Source organism: Bacillus sp. FJAT-29937 (genome assembly GCF_001509555.1).
Classification (GTDB): domain Bacteria; phylum Bacillota; class Bacilli; order Bacillales; family Cytobacillaceae; genus Cytobacillus.
The window spans coordinates 329,776-347,931 of record NZ_LMAS01000004.1 but is presented as its reverse complement, the minus strand read 5'-3'; the positions used below and the strand labels follow the sequence as shown (position 1 = coordinate 347,931).

Here is an 18,156-nt window from a genome sequence, read left to right as displayed (position 1 = left end):
TTTACAGTGTTAAAGGGTGTTATGATTTACCTAATTTATGAAAAGAAAGGGAGAAAAAGATGTCTTTAGAAAGTGTGAAAAATCATTTTAAAAAATGGAATCGAGAAGCCGATATTATGGAGTTTGACGTATCGAGTGCAACGGTTGAGATGGCAGCAGAAGCAATTGGTGTTATTCCAGCACGTATTGCTAAAACCTTATCGTTTCGCGGGGAAGGGGATCAAGCTATTCTAGTCGTTGCTGCAGGGGATGCCAAAATTGATAACAAGAAATTCCGTGAAACTTATGGCTTTAAAGCCCGAATGCTTTCTGCTGAAGAAGTAGTGGAGCAAACAGGGCATGTAATTGGCGGGGTTTGTCCCTTCGGCTTAGCGAATGAATTAGCAGTTTATTTAGATGTGTCCTTGAAGCGTTTTGAAACCGTTTTTCCTGCATGCGGGAGCACGAATTCGGCTATTGAGTTAACGTGTGATGAAATATTTGAATATGCCTCGGCAAAACAATGGGTTGATGTTTGTAAGGGCTGGGTCCCTGAGGACGCTCAAGTAATAGAAGCAGTCGGGGCTATTAACAAGCAAAATTGAACAAACAAGATTGTATTTTTTCCGAAGTGATAAAGAAATGATGGGGCTGTCCAGAATGGCGTTTCTACTGCCTTGCTGGGCAGCCTCATGCAATCTGTTTTCACAATTTTCTTTCTCAGCGGGTAATAAATAGAAGTTTACATTTATTCATTTTGCGCGCCATTTCCTTATCCGCCTTTACCAGATTTATCCAACCCCTCATGTTTTATAATGTGGAGCAGCAGCTTTTCACAGGCTCTTACTAGTAAGTTATAAGTTTCAATGTGTTTGCCTGTCACTGAAGGGTCAGGGACATTTTTATCTTTCATATCAGGAAGATAGTCGAGTAAAAATTGGACTTTCCTAGCTTGTCCAAAACGATTTAATAACACACTTAAATTTTCTTGATCCATCACAACAATATAATCAAAGGAATTTAAATCATTTTTAGTTACTTGGCGCGAACGGATCCACCCATAGGGAATATGCATTTTATCTAGGAACTGGCGTGTAGATGGGTAGGGCCGTTTTCCGACATGGAATTTATTAGTGGCTGCTGAATCTACCTTAAATTGATCACTTAATCCTTTCGATTTTAGTAATTGGCAAAATATAGCCTCTGCCATTGGGGACCGATTGATATTCGCTGCACAAATAAATAACACTTTAATCATTTCATACTCCTTTCTACTAAAACATTCATGAGTGTCTGCTCACAACCCAGTACGAAATAGACACATAATATCGTATGTCTGGATCTGAAATATGTTTATTAAAAAATAGACTAGTATCGCTTTTTTTGAATAAATTGGTTCTTATCCCTAAATCAATATTTTTCAAAAAACATACTATAAAAACAGAAGCCAGAAAGGAGTATGTATTGGTGCATAATTTTACCCTCGAAGAAATCTCAGAAGCATTTTGGTTTAAAATTGCAAGTTGGCAAACCAAGCAACCCATTAGAAGTTTTACGAATAATCATAGAAATCCTACTCCCTTCAGTCTAGTATTCTTATATACTCACGATCTAGATGAGGACGAGCTGATTCAAAGGTTGGTTAAGGGAAATGCCACTGGCATCGTCATTAGCAGAAAGCACAAATTCCACATCAATAAATTTGCTCAAGCGGGAATTGGTGTTCTTGAAGTAAATAATAGAAAAAAGGCATTTCGAAATATGGCTAGAATATACCGCAGGCAATTTTCTATTCCTATTACACAGGTAATTGGAAGCTCAGGTAAAACAACAACGAAGGAATTAATCGGCAGCGTTCTTAAACAGGAATATTCCACTTTAATAGGTGCAGGCAATTTTAATTCTCCTGACGGGGTCGCATTTTACCTATCGAAATTAGAACAAAAACATAGTGCGGCTGTTCTAGAAGTTGGGATGAGGGGGTCTGGTATCATGAGACTATCCAGCGGTATGATTCAACCCCAAATCGGAGTCGTTACATGCATTCACCGGGCACATTTAACTAAACTTGGTACGATTAAAAATATAATCAAAGCTAAAGCAGAAATGGTGGAGCAATTGTCTCCAAATGGTGCTCTAGTAATAAATGGAGATGACCCTAACTGCGCGGAATATATAAAAATAACAAGGTACCCTGGAAAAATTATTACTTTTGGTTTTTCTGAAGGGAATACGATTCGAGCAACAAATGTATATTACGAAAATTTCCAAAGTTTTTTTACTGTGAAGGGAAAGGGCTTTAAATTTGACTGTATGATGAATACATTTGGCAGTTATAATATTATGAATGCATTAGCGGCGATTGCCGTAGGGTTAGTGCATCAAGTGCCAATTAAGAAGATTCAACAAGGGATTGCTCAATTTTCTCCTATAAAGGGCCGGCTTCAGGTTCTTTCTTGCCAAAATGATATTACCGTCATCCACGATAATTTCAATGCTAATCCAGATTCCACTAACCTTTTATTAAGCCAAGTCCCTTATTTGCCTAAGCGACCTATTATTCTCGTTTTAGGAGATATGGAGAACCCTCATACGAATGAAGCATACGCCAAAGAGGTTCATTATCAAATAGGGGAAAAGATTGGCGACTTAAAGATTGAAAAATTGGTTGCAATCGGAAAATGGGCGAAGGAATATTGTCTTGGAGCTTACGCAAAGGGCATCTCCGCAGATAAAATATCTTACTATACACATGTTGATAAAGTGAAAGAGGACATACCTCAAATGGTCCCGCCGAATTCAATCGTTATCTTCAAAGCCTCAGTTGCTTATTGTGATTTAGAACCTCTAATACAATTGTTTAGACAAATATAGTAGTGCGAAAAGGCAGACCAATTGGTTTGCCTTTTTTGATTTGAAAAATGCGCCTTTTTGCGGAATTCTAATGTTACTTTGGTTGTAACCAAACTGTAAAAATCAAAGAAGATCCCTTTAAGGGCAGGGTCTGATCAGTTGTAATATTTGTTTTGGAAAGATTTAGCGTAAAGACCAATTTCGTATCCATGATAAAATCAGGACAAGCCAAAAAAACATCAGGAGGTCATTTATGAATAAGCGTTTAGTTACAGCAACACTTGCATTTGCACTTGGATTTAGTACATTAGGAGCAGTTCCTGGTTCAACAGAGGTCAAACTAAACCAGAAGGAACCTGAATCTAGTTTTCTAGGAGCAGTTCCTGCGCCAATCAAGGCATTAGAGGTTTCAGCAGCAACAGTTAATGTTTATAATAACCAAAAAGCTGTGGATGCCAAGGCTGATGAGATTATTCGTTTTGGTAAAAGTTTAATAGGGAAAGCGACATATGGATCAAACTATAGTTATACATATCCATACCAATTTAAATGTGCATCGTTTATTGATTTTATATTTCAATCTAAAGGTGTTCATCTTGGTAGTCGCGACGAAGATTATATGATTAAGCAAGGAACGTTTGTGCCTAAAGATCAACTGCAAAAAGGTGATTTAGTTTTCTTTAAAAGTTCACCTAAAGCAACAGTTCCAAGCCATGTAGGGATCTATATTGGTGATAATAAAATCCTTCATATGGCAAATTCAAAACTGAAAATTACGATTTCTGATTTAAACAGTACGTCCTTTTATAGAGACAATTATATGACTGCACGAAGAGTGCTGCCATCTTTAATGCCGTCTAATCCAGCTACGAAAGCGGACTACCTTGTAGAAGATGCCTATAATTTAATGAATAAGGCAAAAATGGGCAGTGTAAATGATGAAAGAAACATGAAGTTTACTGGTGGGGGCTATGTTAACTATATTTACAAGCTAAATGGCGTTAACTTAGGAAAAACTACAGTAAGGGATCTATCCAAATTAGGTAAAACAGTATCACGTTCAAACTTAAAAAAAGGTGATCTAATTTTCCTTAATAGCACAGTAGGCTCAAGCACACCATCTAGAGTAGCCATTTATGCGGGTGAACACCGTATTATTGTCCCTAGTTCAGATGGAATAAGTTCGAGGGTTCTGTTATCCGATTATTATAACAGCCATTATATGTATGCTAAACGCGTATTTTAATAGAAATAACTGAAATAATAGATTAGGCAAGAAGCATTCGTCAGTGAACGCACGGCGAATGCTTCTTTTTTATTTCCTTTTGAAAATCCAAAATCCACCTAAATGTCGATTTGGCTTTCTTTGTGCTTTTTCCGAATAGCTTTAATTCGTCTCCCCATTTTCCCATCTTCAATCTTGGAAAAAAGGCCGACAGCTGGGCTTGTATTTATTTCAAATATAATCGGATTCCCACTTTGACTGATACCGAAATCAACTCCAAATTCTATATCTGGAACTTCTGATGAGACCACTTCAGCTGCTAAAATGGAGAGTTTCTTTAGAATATAAATTATTTTATTCTTCTCTGTTTCATCCAACTTCAAATGTACTGATAATAATTCATCTACCGTCAAAACTTGGGCTCCGCGCATTCGATTAATGACCCCGTTTTTCATTGTATTTACCATTGCAATCATTCCGTACATTCCTCCAACAAGCCATTTTCCATTTAGAGTCTGAACATGAACGCGAATGGCTAGAGGATGCCCATCCTGAGTGAAGCTCTGAATACCCTCCTGAACAATATATCCACCAAATCTATCCAGTGGATGTAGTACAGGGTGGAAATCTTCAATATTGGCGACGCACCTTTTGATTTTTTTCCCGCTTATAGGGTAGCCGTTAAAACAATAAAGCCCTTCGTTACTTTTATTTACTTTATAAATTCCTTTCCCTCGACCACCTCTATCGTTTTTTAAATAGACAAATTCATAACGTTCAAGTAAATCAGATAGATTTTCGACAGAATAAAGCTTTGTTTCCGGAATGTACTTTGAAATTAAGGGATGTTGACCTAACAGTGTATATTGCTTCCATTTCCTTAGTCGCTCCGTCAATAAATACACCTCCTTTGTAACAACCTATGTCAATATATCAACCTTGCTTGTACTGATAACTAATGAAGTTGTTATTAAGTACCATAAAAAGATCCAACCCATACAATCGCTACTTTTTAACTAGCTTGATTTAGGATAGGTAACCATACAATAATAAAAAAACCTCATAAATATATATTGAGTTAATTTATATTGATGGGGATAATCTTTCCAATGCGAAAGAAGAAATTATTCTTATTACGCTTAAAGGGAGGGATTAGATGAAGTTTACCATCATAAATGATCGCACATCTAGAAATTCAATCTCACTTCACCCAACTGTTTTAAAAAAGCTATCAATCTCTAAACTTCAGGTGATTAATGTAACAATAGGGATTATAGAAAAAACTGGCGTAACCTTAAGAAAGCATCAGCAGGATAGAGCGGTTATTTATGTGTCAGCTGACCTATTATCTGGTTTTTCGCTTCCGGATTTTATTGACTATGAAGTAATCGTCAAGGAAGAGACATTATTAATCGGCCCTATTATTGGGCTTTTTATAAAAGGAAAAGTAAATGAAATGGCAAGAAGAAATATAGATTACTTTAAAAAATATTTGATTGATTACCAGCATATAAACGGTCTTATTTTATTGGTAACTTCTGATGGGATTGACGAACAGAAGAAGATTGTTAATGGCTTTGCCTATAATCCAATTGAAAATGAATTTACGAAAGGGACTTTCCCATTTCCTTCAGTTTTATTTTGCAGGAAGACATTAAAGGAAGCTGATAGGATGTTCATACAGAATTTAGTAGGAACTAAATATTTTAATTCCCACGTTGTTAATAAGTGGGATATATGGCAATGGCTTTCTATAAGTGATAAATTAAGCCGAAGCCTGCCGGAGACCGGTTTAGCGGCGAATCTTCAGGAATTAAGGAAGCTAATAGATAAGAGCGGATGTATCTACTTAAAGCCTGATTCAGGAAATCAGGGAAAGGGAATTTACCAGTTGGAGAAAAAAAGGAATGAATATAAAATAAATTACCGGTTAAATGGATCAAACATGACCAAGGTTTTAGATAACTGGTGTGCAGTGGAAAAATATTTGGCAGCAGAATTGGATTTAAACAAATATATCTTTCAAAAAAGGATTCCCTTACTAAAATCTAATGATCGGATAATAGACTTCCGGGTGATTGTTGTTAAAGACCAATACGGATCCTGGGTTGTCCCTGGTATGATAACGAGGTATGGGGTTAAAGAAAGTATCGTCAGCAACATATCAAGCGGAGGTTCAGCGGAGAAAACGTGGGATACTTTAGTTGGAATTTATAACAATGATTACAATGAGGCTTTTAAAAAGTATAAAGAAATGGAGCAAATCTCTATTTTGTGCTGTAGTATTTTGGAGAAGAAAGAGGTTCATTTAGGATATATAGGTGTTGATCTTGGTATGGATGAAGATAAAAACCTCTGGATTATTGAAATAAATAATCGGTATCCAGATATGAGCATCGCTCTTGATGCAAATGATACTCAGCTTTATTACCATACGCAAGCAGCCCCGTTACACTATTCGAAGTGGGTAGCAGGTTTCAGGGACCATTTGGAATGAGACGGGATGGGCTTTTCATTTTCAAACTGAATTTATCGCAGATTAACGGGCAATAAGAACATGGTGTCAGAAACCGAGGATGGAAATTTCCACTTGCGGTGTCTGACGCCTTTTGCTTTTTAATCTATTTTTTTATCAAAAAAATTGAAAAAAGGCAATTAATATTTGTCGTAACACTTGTAACGAAATTGTAAAGTTTCGCCATAACCCAATAATGTCTAGGTTTCGTGAGGGTCATGATGGGTAATGTTAAGTTTTACCACAGGGACCAATTCCCCTATATGATAAAATTGGTATTTGAGAATAATACTGCATCAGGAGGATAAAAAATGAACAAGCGTCTAGTTACAACTACATTAGCATTCACGATTGGATTAAGTACTTTTGCGACAGCCCCGATCATGATGGATCCAGTCACAGTCTCTGCCGCAACAACCACACAGCAAAGCCAAAAAGTGGTTGAGAAAAAGGCAGATGACATCATTAATCTCGCTAAGAGTTTAATAGGTAAAGCAACATATGCCTCAGAACACAACTATGAAAAACTCCAGTTTAGATGTGCTTCGTTCATCGCGTTTATTTTTGAAAATAATGGGATAGATTTAGGTAATCGTGACGAAGCTTATATGGTTCACCAAGGGACATACGTTCCGAAAAATGAATTGCAAAAAGGTGACTTAGTTTTCTTCAAAAATAACCCATCATCAGAAAAGCCAAATCATATAGGGTTGTATATTGGAGATAATAAAATTATACATATGGCAAACACAGAACTAGATGTTGTTATTTCTGATCTAGATAGCACCTCCTATTATCGAGATAATTATATGACAGCGAGAAGAGTAATCCCTGCTTTACTTCCTTCAAACCCAGCAACAATAGGAGATAACATAGCTGAACTCTCCTACGATTTAACGAATAAAGTAACAATGGGCAAGGTTGATAACGAGAGTGCTATGCAATTTACGAGTACTGGATTCGTAAAATACGTTTATGGAAAAAATGGCGTTAACTTAAAAGGAAGCTATGTCAAAGATTTGATGAACTTAGGTGAAAAGGTAGCACGGAAAGATTTACAAAAAGGTGATTTGATTTTCTTTAGCACTTCTGTAGGTTCGAACACACCGACAAGAGTAGCGATTTACACAGGAGAGCATCGCATGCTTGTCCTTAGTTCGGAAGGAATTAGTTCGAGAGTCCTTTTATCTGATTATTATGATCAGCGTTATATTACGGCAAAGCGCGTTTTTAAAGAAGAAAACAAAGTAGTTCAGACACCCGTAATATCTAAAAAAGAAGATAAGCTTGTAGACTATACATTAAGCATAATGAATAAAGTGAAACAACAGTTAAATGTTTACGATGAAAAATCTTTAACCTTCACAAATGCAGGGTTCACCTATTACATTTTTAAACAACATGGTGTTGATCTGAAAACAAAAGTAGCCAGTCAGCAATCAGAGTATGGTGTTCAAGTTCAAAAAGATAAATTGCAAAAGGGTGACCTAATTTTCCTAACGCAAACCGGGGGAAGCAAAATTAAGTATGCCGCCATTTATATTGGAAATAATGAATATGTGTATTTATCCAACTCAGGTTCAGTTGTGAAAGAAAGCTTAGAATCTAATTGGTCTAAAAGTAACTTTGTAACAGCTAAGCGTGTACTCTAATTGTTCATACCATTAAGGAAAAATCAAAAGAAGCATTCGTTCGCGAAATGGCTGCGAATGCTTCTTTTATATTGAAAGGTCTTAACTTCGATTTACATTAAAAATATATGTCTAACTGCCAGATTTTCCTTCTAGGTGCATTCTCCTGATCTCTTTAATGCGCTTTCCCATTTCCCCATCTCCAATTTTGGAATAATTCCCGACTCCAGGGCTTGTATTTATTTCAAATATAATAGGATCCTTGTAATTGCTAATACCAAAATCAATGCCATACTCAATTTGTGGAAATGCCGATGCAGCTATTTCGGCTGCAATAACAGAAGCTTCCTTAATACAATTAATCATTTCTTCCCTCTCTGTTTTATGCAGCATTAGGTGTTTTGATAATAATGAATCGATTGTCATAATTTGAGCTCCGCGGTTTGTATTGATGACTCCATTCTCATTGGTTTCTTCTGTCCCAATCTTTCCATACAACCCGCCAACAAGCCATTTTCTTTTAAGAATTTGAACATGTACCCGAATGGATAACGGGAACCCATCTTGGGTTAAGCTATGGACACCTTTTTGAACAATATATCCCCCGAATCTCTCAATCGGATGGAGTACAGGGAGGAAATCTTCAATCTTTTTAACTTTCATTTGTATTTTTTTGCCGCTAAGGGTATAGCCATTAAAGCTGTATAGTTCATCTTTCCTTTTATTAACTTTAAATATCCCTTTCCCTTGCCCGCCTCTATCATTCTTTAAATAGACATATTCATAAAGTTCCAGGAACTCAGTGAGGTTTTCAATTGTAAATTGCTTTGTTTCGGGAATGTATTTATTGAGTAATGGATGTTTACTTAATAGCGAATATTGCCTCCACTTTCCAAGACGATCTTTCAATACATACACCTCATTTATCTGTTATGGTTACACACTTATTGTATGGATATTACAGTCATCCCGATTGGGTAAGTGTATAGAAAAGATTATCTTTTAATTTTAGTCAGTAGGCTTTGTTTGACTCTTGATGATCTTCCTTATATACATATACATATCTTTATCCTCAAGTCCCATAAACATGGATAGATCCGGTTTAAAGTTTCCTTCAATAATCCAAATATCTCCTTTGTGGCTAATCCCAATGTCAAACCCAATTATATGAATATCAGGACGGCTTTCTTCAAACAGCTTGCTTGCAGAAATACAGATTTTGTCTATTTCATATTCTAATTGTTCACTATTTGTCATTGATAAGTTTGAACTTTGGAGTGCTTGATTAAGGTTTAATAGCTTCTGAGCAGCATTGGTAATAAAGAAGCCGTTACCAGCAACCTTTACAATTTTTGCGGTTACTTTCCAGGATGAATCCTCTTTCTGGGCAATGACCCTAATATCGATTGGACAACCATCTATCTCTGCTAACGGTATTCTTTCCTGAACAATGTAAGATTTCTTTAAGAGGTATTTCTCTTTAATATAATCATAGGCTTCATCCATGTTCGTCTTTGTTACTTTTCTGTTATTAAAGTGGATTTCATAATTAAAAGGATCTAACATAGTGATTTTTACAATTCCTTTTCCCTGTTGGCCAACACAAGGCTTAATGATAATACCTACATATTTATAAAGGTACTCCTTAAAGGTGACTTTTGTAAGTAAATCCGTTTTCGGCACGGATGGAGTGATTGAATGATTGGTTGAGAGTGTCTGGAACTGGCTCCATTTACTTTTTTGAAAATGCAGCATTATATCCTGAACCAAAATTTGTCCTTTTAGATCATACATAATATCAATGACAATGGTATGGCAATCAGGAAAGGATTCTCCTAATTTTTTGGCTGCAAGTATGGAAATCTTCCTCATTTTATTGAAAAAGAACATATAGAAGTACTTTTTGAAGAGAGTGCTATTTTTCTCCGTTGTAGACATATAGAGCCACTCTGCTGTAGGTGATTTTCGGTGAACGGTAACATAATAGTGAAAGGGGCTTTGGAAAAAACCAGAGTTTTGCTTTGATGGCTGTATAATATGATGTTTATGTTTTAATTCATTCCTAATGATATATTCATATAGTTCTTCTTTATTCACCCATGTAGCCTTATTCATCCCCGAGAGAACCTTAAAATTATTGTTTTCAAGGGAAACAAAGATTTCACCATAGCCAAATGAAGGTTTAATCACAATCCTTTTATACTTTTCCAAAAAAGCAAATAATGATGCTTCGGTAAATAGTTCAGTATCTAAAAGGTACTTAGAGAAGCTTTCATCTGCATTTAATATTCTATATTGACTTATTCGACTTTTGCTTAGCTTCAATGTTCCCATCTCCCTAAATAAGTTTACTCATTATTATATTCAGCGTAAGACTCTATTCTTGGATGTTTAGGTAATTTTAAGCAAGAAAAAACTCCCGGCATGATTGCCGGGAGTTTCAAGGCTATTATAATTCTTGACAGCCTTGAGCAACAATGGACCCTTGATCAATTGGAGCGGCGCCCGTTTGATTAAAGAAACCTGTAATGACAAAACTTTGAACATTGTCTTTTGCTGCTTGTCCAACTACATCTCTAAAGACTGCTTCAAAAGCAAATGTTCCTGTTTGACCACTGACTGTCCCAGTACCTGATACTGTGATGCTGCAGTTTTGGCCTTCAGGTTTACACACAACAGAAGTAATGTTGGTTGCAGTAAACGTGAAGTTGTTTGTTCCAGGAGGTGTAGGGTTTTCTTCGAATCTTAAAGATAGAGTAGAAGTTGCTAATTTAGTGACACAAACATCTGCCTTGTAAAACAAATCCCCTCTTACTGTTCCATTTTGTCCCTCGAACTTAACATTATTATTATTTGAAACAGCCTCATCTGTTGCGCTTTCAGGGTTGCGAACTAAAACTCCACAAGGACAAATTACACCCATTTATTTTCCCCCCTTTCTATTTGGAATAATGTAGTTTATTAATGTTTTAAGAGAAGTGGCACAGTATTTGTCCAAGTTTTAATGTCCATTTTACATGAACTGTTCCTTAGTATTTTGAGCGTTATCTCATATATCGGATATTCAATTGGATTCTAAGCTAAAGAAGCTTTTGCATAATATATTGCTTGTATAGTATAGATAACCATACAAATTTGAGTAAGTTTCATAAACATATATATCGAGATAGTTTGATTTAAAATTTTATAGGGAGTGGGCCTTTTGAAGACGATCCTTTTTATAGGCACTAATAAATCAGGTTCCAGCAGAGATGCCATAGCTGCAGCCAAGAGCCTAGGTTACTTTACCGTTGTTTTTACTAAAAACGAAAAGCAAATGCAGCAGAGGGAAGAGTACACGGATGTTCATAAAATGATCTTTATCGATACGGATAACCTTTCTGAAATGAAGGAGGAGATAAAGCGATTAAGATCAGAAGGGATGGAATTTAAATTAATTGTCAGTTTTATAGATTCATATGTTTATACTGCTTCCCTTCTTTGTGATGAATTTTGCAAGAACTATTTTTCGTCAACAGCTATTCAAAAGATGAATAGCAAGGAAGAAACAAGATCCCTTTTAACGAACCAGTCGTACACACCTAAATTTATCATCATTAAACCGGGGGAGGAGATCCCCTCCAAATTGATCCTATCATGGCTTAGCTTTCCAATCATGGTCAAATCGCCAAACTCTACTGGTTCAAAAGATGCACTGTTAGCCGAAAATGAGGAGAAATTAAAAAAGTATACACTCATGCTGAGAGAAAGAGAGCCGAATGAGTCCATTATTATAGAGGAATATATTGATGGGGATCAGTATTTGGTAGAGGCAGTCGTATACAAAAGTAAGGTGATGATAGCCGGCATTATTGGGCAGGAAGTTACGAAGGGGAAGAGATTTATTATTACGGGTTATGGGGTAATGGCGAAAATACCTGACGAAATTGAAAAGGGAATAGCCGGGGTTCTTCAGTCTATTGTTAATCATTTTGGAATCAAAAATGGGGCCTTACATCTGGAATTAAGACGTGGTAAGAATGGGTGGAAGCTCATTGAAATCAATCCGAGAATTTCCGGAGGCGCAATGAATAAAATGTTGCAAGCTGCTTTTGGCTATAGTTTAGTGAAAGAAACACTGTTATTACAATTAGGGGGCAGCCCTTCATTAGTTCCGAAACATAAGAAATTCGTGTACACCCAATATCTTATTGTTTCAGAAAAGGGAATTTTAGAAAGAGTGTCTGGGAAGGGCAGAGCTAGAAAATCCCCTGGAGTCGTGGATGTATATGTAAAACCGAGGAAAGGAACGCTGCTTCTTCCTCCTCTATCGATGGGGCATAGATATGCCTATGTTATTGCAGCTGGGGAGAGCATGGAGGAAGCAAAGAGCTATGCCAAAAATGCTGTAAACGAAATCAAGTTCCACTTAAAAAAAGAATAATTTAAAAAATGACCCCGGTATACTTAATCCGGGGTCATTTTTACTACTTTGATGTCTTTTTTAAGAATTTAATTGTTTCATACATGTTTGCTCGGCTAGCACCTTTAACTAAAATGGTGTCATTCTTTGTCATAATCTTCTTTAGAAATTCATGTAACTGATTTCTGTCGTCAAAGTGGAATACATTTTTGGCAGGAAAGCCCTTTATTTTAGCTTGATCGCCCATTGTTTCTGTTTGATCGCCATAAGTGATAAAAAGGTCAATTTTTTTATCGCAAACATATTCTCCTATTTTTCGATATTCTGCCTCTCTTAAATTTCCGAGTGCTCTTATTTCTCCAATTACTGCTATTTTGCGGTATTTGCCGACATTTGCAAGTACATCAATGGCAGCTCTTACTCCTTCAGGATGGGAATGAACAGTATCATCAATTAGAGTAATATTGTTTTTCTGATTGTAAACTGTTAATCTTCTTGGCGGCTTTCTAAATAATAATCCTGCACGGATTTCAATTGGAGTTAAACCTAAGTGGTCCGCAACTGCAATAGCATTTAGGGCATTATATACATGATGTTCACCGAAAATAGGGATAAAAAACTTCTCTTCACGTCCGTGCAACATCGTTTTGAAAGACATTCCACTTTCTGAATATTCCACATCGAAGGCTTTATAGTCAGCGTCTGACGTAATACCGATTTTCATGATTTTACCTCTAAATTTATCCGTTTCTAAAAGGAGAGAATTACGGTCATCTTTATTCAGAATGAGCAAGCCGTCTTGATCCATCCCGTGTATTAATTCAGATTTGGCCTTAGCTATTCCCCTAATATCGTTATTGAAATAGCCTACATGTGCTAGTCCGACATTTGTCACAATACTAATATTCGGTTTAATAATGCTGCAGTGTTTAGTGATCGTTCCAGGGGAGGCCATCCCATATTCAAGGACAGCGGCTTCGTGGGATTTATTGATTTCCGAAGCATGAATTTCAGTATGTTGGGCGGTGTTCCAATAGTCCTTTGACTCAAAGGTATTCCATTTTTTTGATAGGATTGAAGCTAGAAATGCTTTAGTTGTAGTTTTACCGGCGCTTCCCGTTACGGCTATAATGGGGATTTCGCCTTTTGCTGTATTTTTTCTTTTAACTTTTTGGATCTTTGCTTTTATTGCCTCTTGTTTTTTTGCCAGATACATCGCATATCTAATGGAATTTATGACAACATCCAATTCTAGGTAAAACGTAGGAGGACAGCCTGGCAGCCAGTTCACTTCATAGATCCATATTTTTTTATTCTCGTCTAATCCAATATCTATTCCCATTTCATCAATAACTTCACCATATAGCTGCATTTGGAGATCATCAAGATGCTGAGCTAAAGTCAATGAAAAGTGTTCAAGAGTCCCCTTAATATTCATTGCTTCTTCTTTAAATTCTTGTTTTAAAAATGGTTCTAAATAATTGGTGAATCCCCCATTATTTATATTAGGGATAATGGATCCTTTAGGGGCTATTCTTGGGTAAATAGCGGTGATGACCCATTCTCCTTCTCCATTTTTTTGAACATGAAGTCTGAAGTCGTAAACTTGTCCAGACTTGGTAATAGATGTTATATAGGGTTGCATAATATAGGTTCCCGTTGAAAGCTTTTCTTCTATTAGATCCTTTAATTGGTTCATTGAATAGGAACTTGAATTTGAATCTTGCATTACAAGAAATTCGTCTTTCTTTTTCACTGAAATAAAGTAGATCCCTTTTCCTTTTCTCCCATCATAAGGTTTAAAAACAATCTTTTCAAATGCGTGTAAAAATCGGAAAAATTCTCCAGAATCATTTGAAATCTTTTCGGAAGGAATTAAATAGTGGGAAAATTCCTTTCCTCTTGTAAGCCTTTCGTAAACACTCCACTTGTTCCCAATGGAATTTGTCGTAAAAGGAATGATTTTCTTTAATTTTTGAATAACCTTTTCAGACTTTGCCAATTTATTAGGATCACCAGCATTATAAATGACGTCCGGGAAGGGCATGTTTCGGTCAACCCATGAGCCATTTTCAAATACTTTCCCTTTTATTGACTTTTTGGAGAAATTTACTTTACTAGGAGAAAAGTAAAAAAAATCTGCGCCTTCTGCTTTAGCGACCGCAGCAAAAGCGTAAGTCTTTCTTACCTTTGATGGATCTTTTCGATGGTGCAACATTCCTATAAGTGTCATAGCATAAACTCCTTTTACTTATCTAACAACCTATTCATATTACATTCAAATAGCCAATCTTTTGAAACGGACAAACGTTTATTTTTAGATCAAATTTTAATAGTCGAACATTTAGGGATAAGTGAAGGATTAAACAGGGAGTAATTAAGGGGATATGGTTCTTTTAGGCAATACTAGTTTGATTGATCCTGCAATTAAACACAAAAAGACCGGGCTTATGCCCGGTTATCCTGATATTTACCATTTTGGCTCAATGACAATTTTTCTTTTCAATAATTCAGTATCTAGAACTTGTATAGCACAAATACAGGACAAGTCAACATGGATACAAGCCGATGTCTTCGTTAATTTCATTACATTACATATGGAGTTGCTATGATTCCCTTTAATATCAAAAGGTCGCAGAACTGAAATGGTCGCACAGCATTTTTCCTTATCGATAGACTCGATGCGAAAAAAGTTGGACTCAAAACATTCTTGCTTCCCATTTTTCTCATTTAAATCGATCAATTTATGTGAAAATAATCCATCCTTTTTTAATAATAGAAAAGGGATTGTATCGACTCCGGCAATTTTGGATAACAGCGGTCCAAAGTATTTGGTTGAGGAATTAGTTAAAATATCTTGTAAGGTTTTTAATTCAATGAGTGCTTCACATATACAATGACCATGTTCCAACCCCATGTCGTTCATTTTAGCTTTCCTCCCCCCGTCTGTCCTTTTGATACTATCTTATTAAGACGATATAAAGATTGTGCGGTTTGAAGGCGAATATAGACCTGTCCAAAGTACCCAATTATTTACTGAAATTCCCGAATTACGCTCAAAAAGGTTCTACATAAAATTTTATTTCCTGTGCAGCAGAAAGGGCCGTGGCTTTCGCGCCTTCAGGAGAATTAGCCGCTGCAATCACACAGGCGTAGCGATTACCCATTGAGTAAGGGGCTGTTACGATTTTTCCTACAATAGGTTTCACATACACATATTTGACCCCATCATGTTCCCAAGCAAGATCTTCACCTGTCACATGGAGCAATTTTCCACTTGTTTCAAACGTTAGGTACTTTGCATAGACGTGAAAGTCCCGAGACCTTATAAGTGATACTTCCTCCCCAACATTCAGTTTCAATATTTCTTTTACAAGGTTAATCCCTGTTCCTTCCTCAATGATGCGATTCATGGCTCCGCCTGACATTCTTGGATTGATCTCTACCAGCTTCCAGGCTCCATGAACATTTTTCATTTCTAAATGACAGGATCCGTTTTGTAGTCCGAGCTGTTGGATGATGTCTTGAACTGACTTCGTAAGACTCAGATATTCATCATCCTTTAATTGAGCTGGAAATTGATAGCCAACGACGATAAATATATCTGGGTACGTCGTTTCTTGCTCAATGACGCAGACGATTTCAATATGACCGTTCAGTACTAACACTTCAACTAAGTATTGCGGTCCTATTAAATATTCCTCAATTAATATAGGAAGATCGGGGGTTTGATTGTGTAAAGACTGAAGATTCACTTTAAATTCCTCAGCAGTTTCAGCTAAAAATACATCTTTTGAACCATTGGAGACTGGGGATTTTATAATCAACGGAATGGATAATTCATTCTTCTTTGTGAAGTCCTTAATAGAAGTATGGGAATCATATACGGCATAAAAAGGGGAGGTTGGAAGGTGTTTTAACTGATCCCTCACTTTTATTTTATTTTCCATTATCGCTAGAGCGTCAGCGGATAATCGAAATAATCCAAGCTCACTCGCTAACTTAGCTGTATAGGAAACAAAGGGATCGATAAAACTTACGCAGGCACATAGTTGTTTCCCGGACGTTTTAAGGGCTTCAAGTTCCTTTAAAACCTGTATTTCATCAAATAAATCATGAAAATAGACGATTTGATCAACATCCGGAAATTTATGATGTTGGAGGTGCTGCCGTTTATCAGTAAATAATATGACGCTGTATCCCATTTCCTTCGCTGCCCTCAAGGCTTCATGACTCGTTCCAAACTGATTACTTCCAATGAAGACAATTGTTTTCATGTTTCAATCAACCTGCCTTTAAAAGGTCTATTATCTTATGCCGAGAAATAAAAATAAGTTCTAAACCTAAACGGGTAGGGGGAACTAGACCATTAGTTATTGGGCTTAGAGGAAAGTGGTATAGATAACTCGGGACTCTTCACACTTTTATACTAGAACTGTATTTGATAATATAGAAAAGTAGATTTTGGCAAGGAGGTATGAATGTTTTATGTCTTTGGAATTTTCCTCATATGAAAACCTAAAGGCCATTGGTATATCCATCGGGATATTTCTGCTTTTTTTACTCTTTAGGAAAATTTTTGTTAAATATATTTTCGCCTTATTAGTGAAGCTAGGCAGAATAGCGCCAGGGGAATTTTTATCCCAGCTTCTTAAAGCCTATGAAAAACCTGCACAGTGGTTATTTATTATTATTGGAATTTACTTTTCAGTGAAGTTTTTTCCTTATTTTAATAATAAAGATCCATTTTTTCTAAAATTGATCAGAGCATCGATTATTATGCTCATTACGTGGGGCCTGCTAAATCTTTCTTCGGCTTCTTCTTTGCTTTTTAAAAAGATTAATGACTCCAAATACAATATTGAATTTGATGAAATTGTTATTCCGTTTTTGTCAAAAGTACTGAAATTTGTCATTGTAGCGATAAGTATAAGTGTGATCGCACAAGTATTTAGCTATGATGTAAATGGCTTCGTGGCTGGCTTAGGATTAGGGGGACTTGCTTTTGCTCTAGCCGCAAAGGACGCGCTCAGTAATTTATTTGGCGGAATTATTATTATTACAGAAAAGCCCTTTTCTATCGGTAATTGGATTAAGACATCCAGTGTAGAAGGAATTGTAGAGGACATTAGTTTTCGCAGTACAAAGGTGCGGACTTTCGACCAAGCACTCGTAACCGTTCCGAATGAAAAACTAGCGAATGAGGCGATTACAAATTGGAGCAAAGCGGGAAAACGGCAAATTTCCGTTCACTTAAATCTGCCCCAAGAAGCTTCACAAGATAAAGTGAAGTCGACGATTGAGGAAATAAAAGAGTATTTAAAAAATCGACCAGATGTCCATCAAAAAACGATTATGGTCACATTTGATCAATATAAAGATAAGTCAATCCTCATCTATTTCTATACAAAGACAACCGATTGGGGAGAGTATCTAAAAGTCAAGGAAGAGCTAAACTATAAACTTATAGATATTCTTGAAGACAAGGAGACAGAGGAACTGGTTCCTTGTCCAGAATAAAAAAAGTGGAAGGGCCCCCGGAGAATGATTG

The 18,156-nt window shown here is 36.4% G+C and carries 15 protein-coding genes; 7 read left to right on the top strand and 8 right to left on the bottom strand.

What is annotated here, in order from left to right:
• Positions 1-59: 59 nt before the first annotated feature.
• The gene (locus tag AR328_RS11865; RefSeq protein ID WP_066295212.1) at positions 60-584 is read left to right on the top strand and encodes a YbaK/EbsC family protein; all 525 of its coding nucleotides are present in this window, start codon (positions 60-62) and stop codon (positions 582-584) included.
• A 167-nt stretch (positions 585-751) separates the two neighbouring features.
• On the opposite strand, the gene AR328_RS11860 is transcribed toward AR328_RS11865, so the two are convergent.
• Entirely contained in the window at positions 752-1,237 is a 486-nt protein-coding gene (locus AR328_RS11860; RefSeq protein ID WP_066295211.1) for a low molecular weight protein-tyrosine-phosphatase, read from the bottom strand.
• A gap of 209 nt (positions 1,238-1,446) precedes the next feature.
• Here AR328_RS11860 and AR328_RS11855 point away from each other — a divergent pair, with 209 nt between their 5' ends.
• A complete protein-coding gene (locus AR328_RS11855) occupies positions 1,447-2,853 on the top strand; it encodes a UDP-N-acetylmuramoyl-tripeptide--D-alanyl-D-alanine ligase (protein WP_066295210.1) in 1,407 nt (468 codons plus the stop codon).
• 232 nt (positions 2,854-3,085) lie between these two features.
• On the top strand, positions 3,086-4,078 hold the full coding sequence (locus AR328_RS11850; protein ID WP_066295209.1) for a C40 family peptidase: 993 nt from the start codon (positions 3,086-3,088) through the stop codon (positions 4,076-4,078).
• 98 nt (positions 4,079-4,176) lie between these two features.
• On the opposite strand, the gene AR328_RS11845 is transcribed toward AR328_RS11850, so the two are convergent.
• A complete protein-coding gene (locus AR328_RS11845; RefSeq protein WP_066295208.1) occupies positions 4,177-4,953 on the bottom strand; it encodes a YheC/YheD family protein in 777 nt (258 codons plus the stop codon).
• Between the two features lie 260 nt (positions 4,954-5,213).
• Between AR328_RS11845 and AR328_RS11840 the strand changes: the two genes are divergently transcribed.
• Positions 5,214-6,554 (top strand): YheC/YheD family endospore coat-associated protein, encoded by a 1,341-nt coding sequence (locus AR328_RS11840; protein WP_066295207.1) that lies wholly within the window; start codon positions 5,214-5,216, stop codon positions 6,552-6,554.
• Between the two features lie 329 nt (positions 6,555-6,883).
• Entirely contained in the window at positions 6,884-8,224 is a 1,341-nt protein-coding gene (locus tag AR328_RS11835; RefSeq protein WP_066295206.1) for a C40 family peptidase, read from the top strand.
• Positions 8,225-8,335: 111 nt separating this feature from the next.
• Here AR328_RS11835 and AR328_RS11830 read toward each other — a convergent pair whose 3' ends face one another.
• From AR328_RS11830 to AR328_RS11820, 3 genes are all read right to left on the bottom strand, one after another.
• Entirely contained in the window at positions 8,336-9,112 is a 777-nt protein-coding gene (locus AR328_RS11830) for a YheC/YheD family protein (protein ID WP_066295205.1), read from the bottom strand.
• 99 nt (positions 9,113-9,211) lie between these two features.
• Positions 9,212-10,528: a YheC/YheD family protein gene (locus tag AR328_RS11825; RefSeq protein ID WP_066295204.1), complete on the bottom strand. Its 1,317-nt coding sequence runs from the start codon at positions 10,526-10,528 to the stop codon at positions 9,212-9,214.
• A gap of 124 nt (positions 10,529-10,652) precedes the next feature.
• The gene (locus tag AR328_RS11820; protein WP_066295203.1) at positions 10,653-11,126 is read right to left on the bottom strand and encodes a hypothetical protein; all 474 of its coding nucleotides are present in this window, start codon (positions 11,124-11,126) and stop codon (positions 10,653-10,655) included.
• A gap of 279 nt (positions 11,127-11,405) precedes the next feature.
• On the opposite strand from AR328_RS11820, the gene AR328_RS11815 reads away from it, so the two are divergent.
• On the top strand, positions 11,406-12,626 hold the full coding sequence (locus AR328_RS11815; protein ID WP_066295202.1) for an ATP-grasp domain-containing protein: 1,221 nt from the start codon (positions 11,406-11,408) through the stop codon (positions 12,624-12,626).
• Positions 12,627-12,669: 43 nt separating this feature from the next.
• Here the strand turns inward: AR328_RS11815 and AR328_RS22235 are convergent, their stop codons facing one another.
• The 3 genes from AR328_RS22235 to AR328_RS11800 all read right to left on the bottom strand — a co-directional run bounded on the left by AR328_RS22235 (position 12,670) and on the right by AR328_RS11800 (position 16,882).
• Positions 12,670-14,838, bottom strand: a complete 2,169-nt coding sequence (locus AR328_RS22235; protein ID WP_082677202.1) for a YheC/YheD family protein — start codon at positions 14,836-14,838, stop codon at positions 12,670-12,672.
• 237 nt (positions 14,839-15,075) lie between these two features.
• Positions 15,076-15,531 carry a CotY/CotZ family spore coat protein gene (locus tag AR328_RS11805; protein ID WP_066295201.1) on the bottom strand — a complete coding sequence of 152 codons (456 nt, stop codon included), beginning with the start codon at positions 15,529-15,531 and terminating at the stop codon, positions 15,076-15,078.
• Between the two features lie 130 nt (positions 15,532-15,661).
• On the bottom strand, positions 15,662-16,882 hold the full coding sequence (locus tag AR328_RS11800) for an ATP-grasp domain-containing protein (protein ID WP_066295200.1): 1,221 nt from the start codon (positions 16,880-16,882) through the stop codon (positions 15,662-15,664).
• 211 nt (positions 16,883-17,093) lie between these two features.
• On the opposite strand from AR328_RS11800, the gene AR328_RS11795 reads away from it, so the two are divergent.
• Positions 17,094-18,125: a mechanosensitive ion channel family protein gene (locus tag AR328_RS11795; protein ID WP_066295199.1), complete on the top strand. Its 1,032-nt coding sequence runs from the start codon at positions 17,094-17,096 to the stop codon at positions 18,123-18,125.
• Positions 18,126-18,156 lie beyond the last annotated feature (31 nt).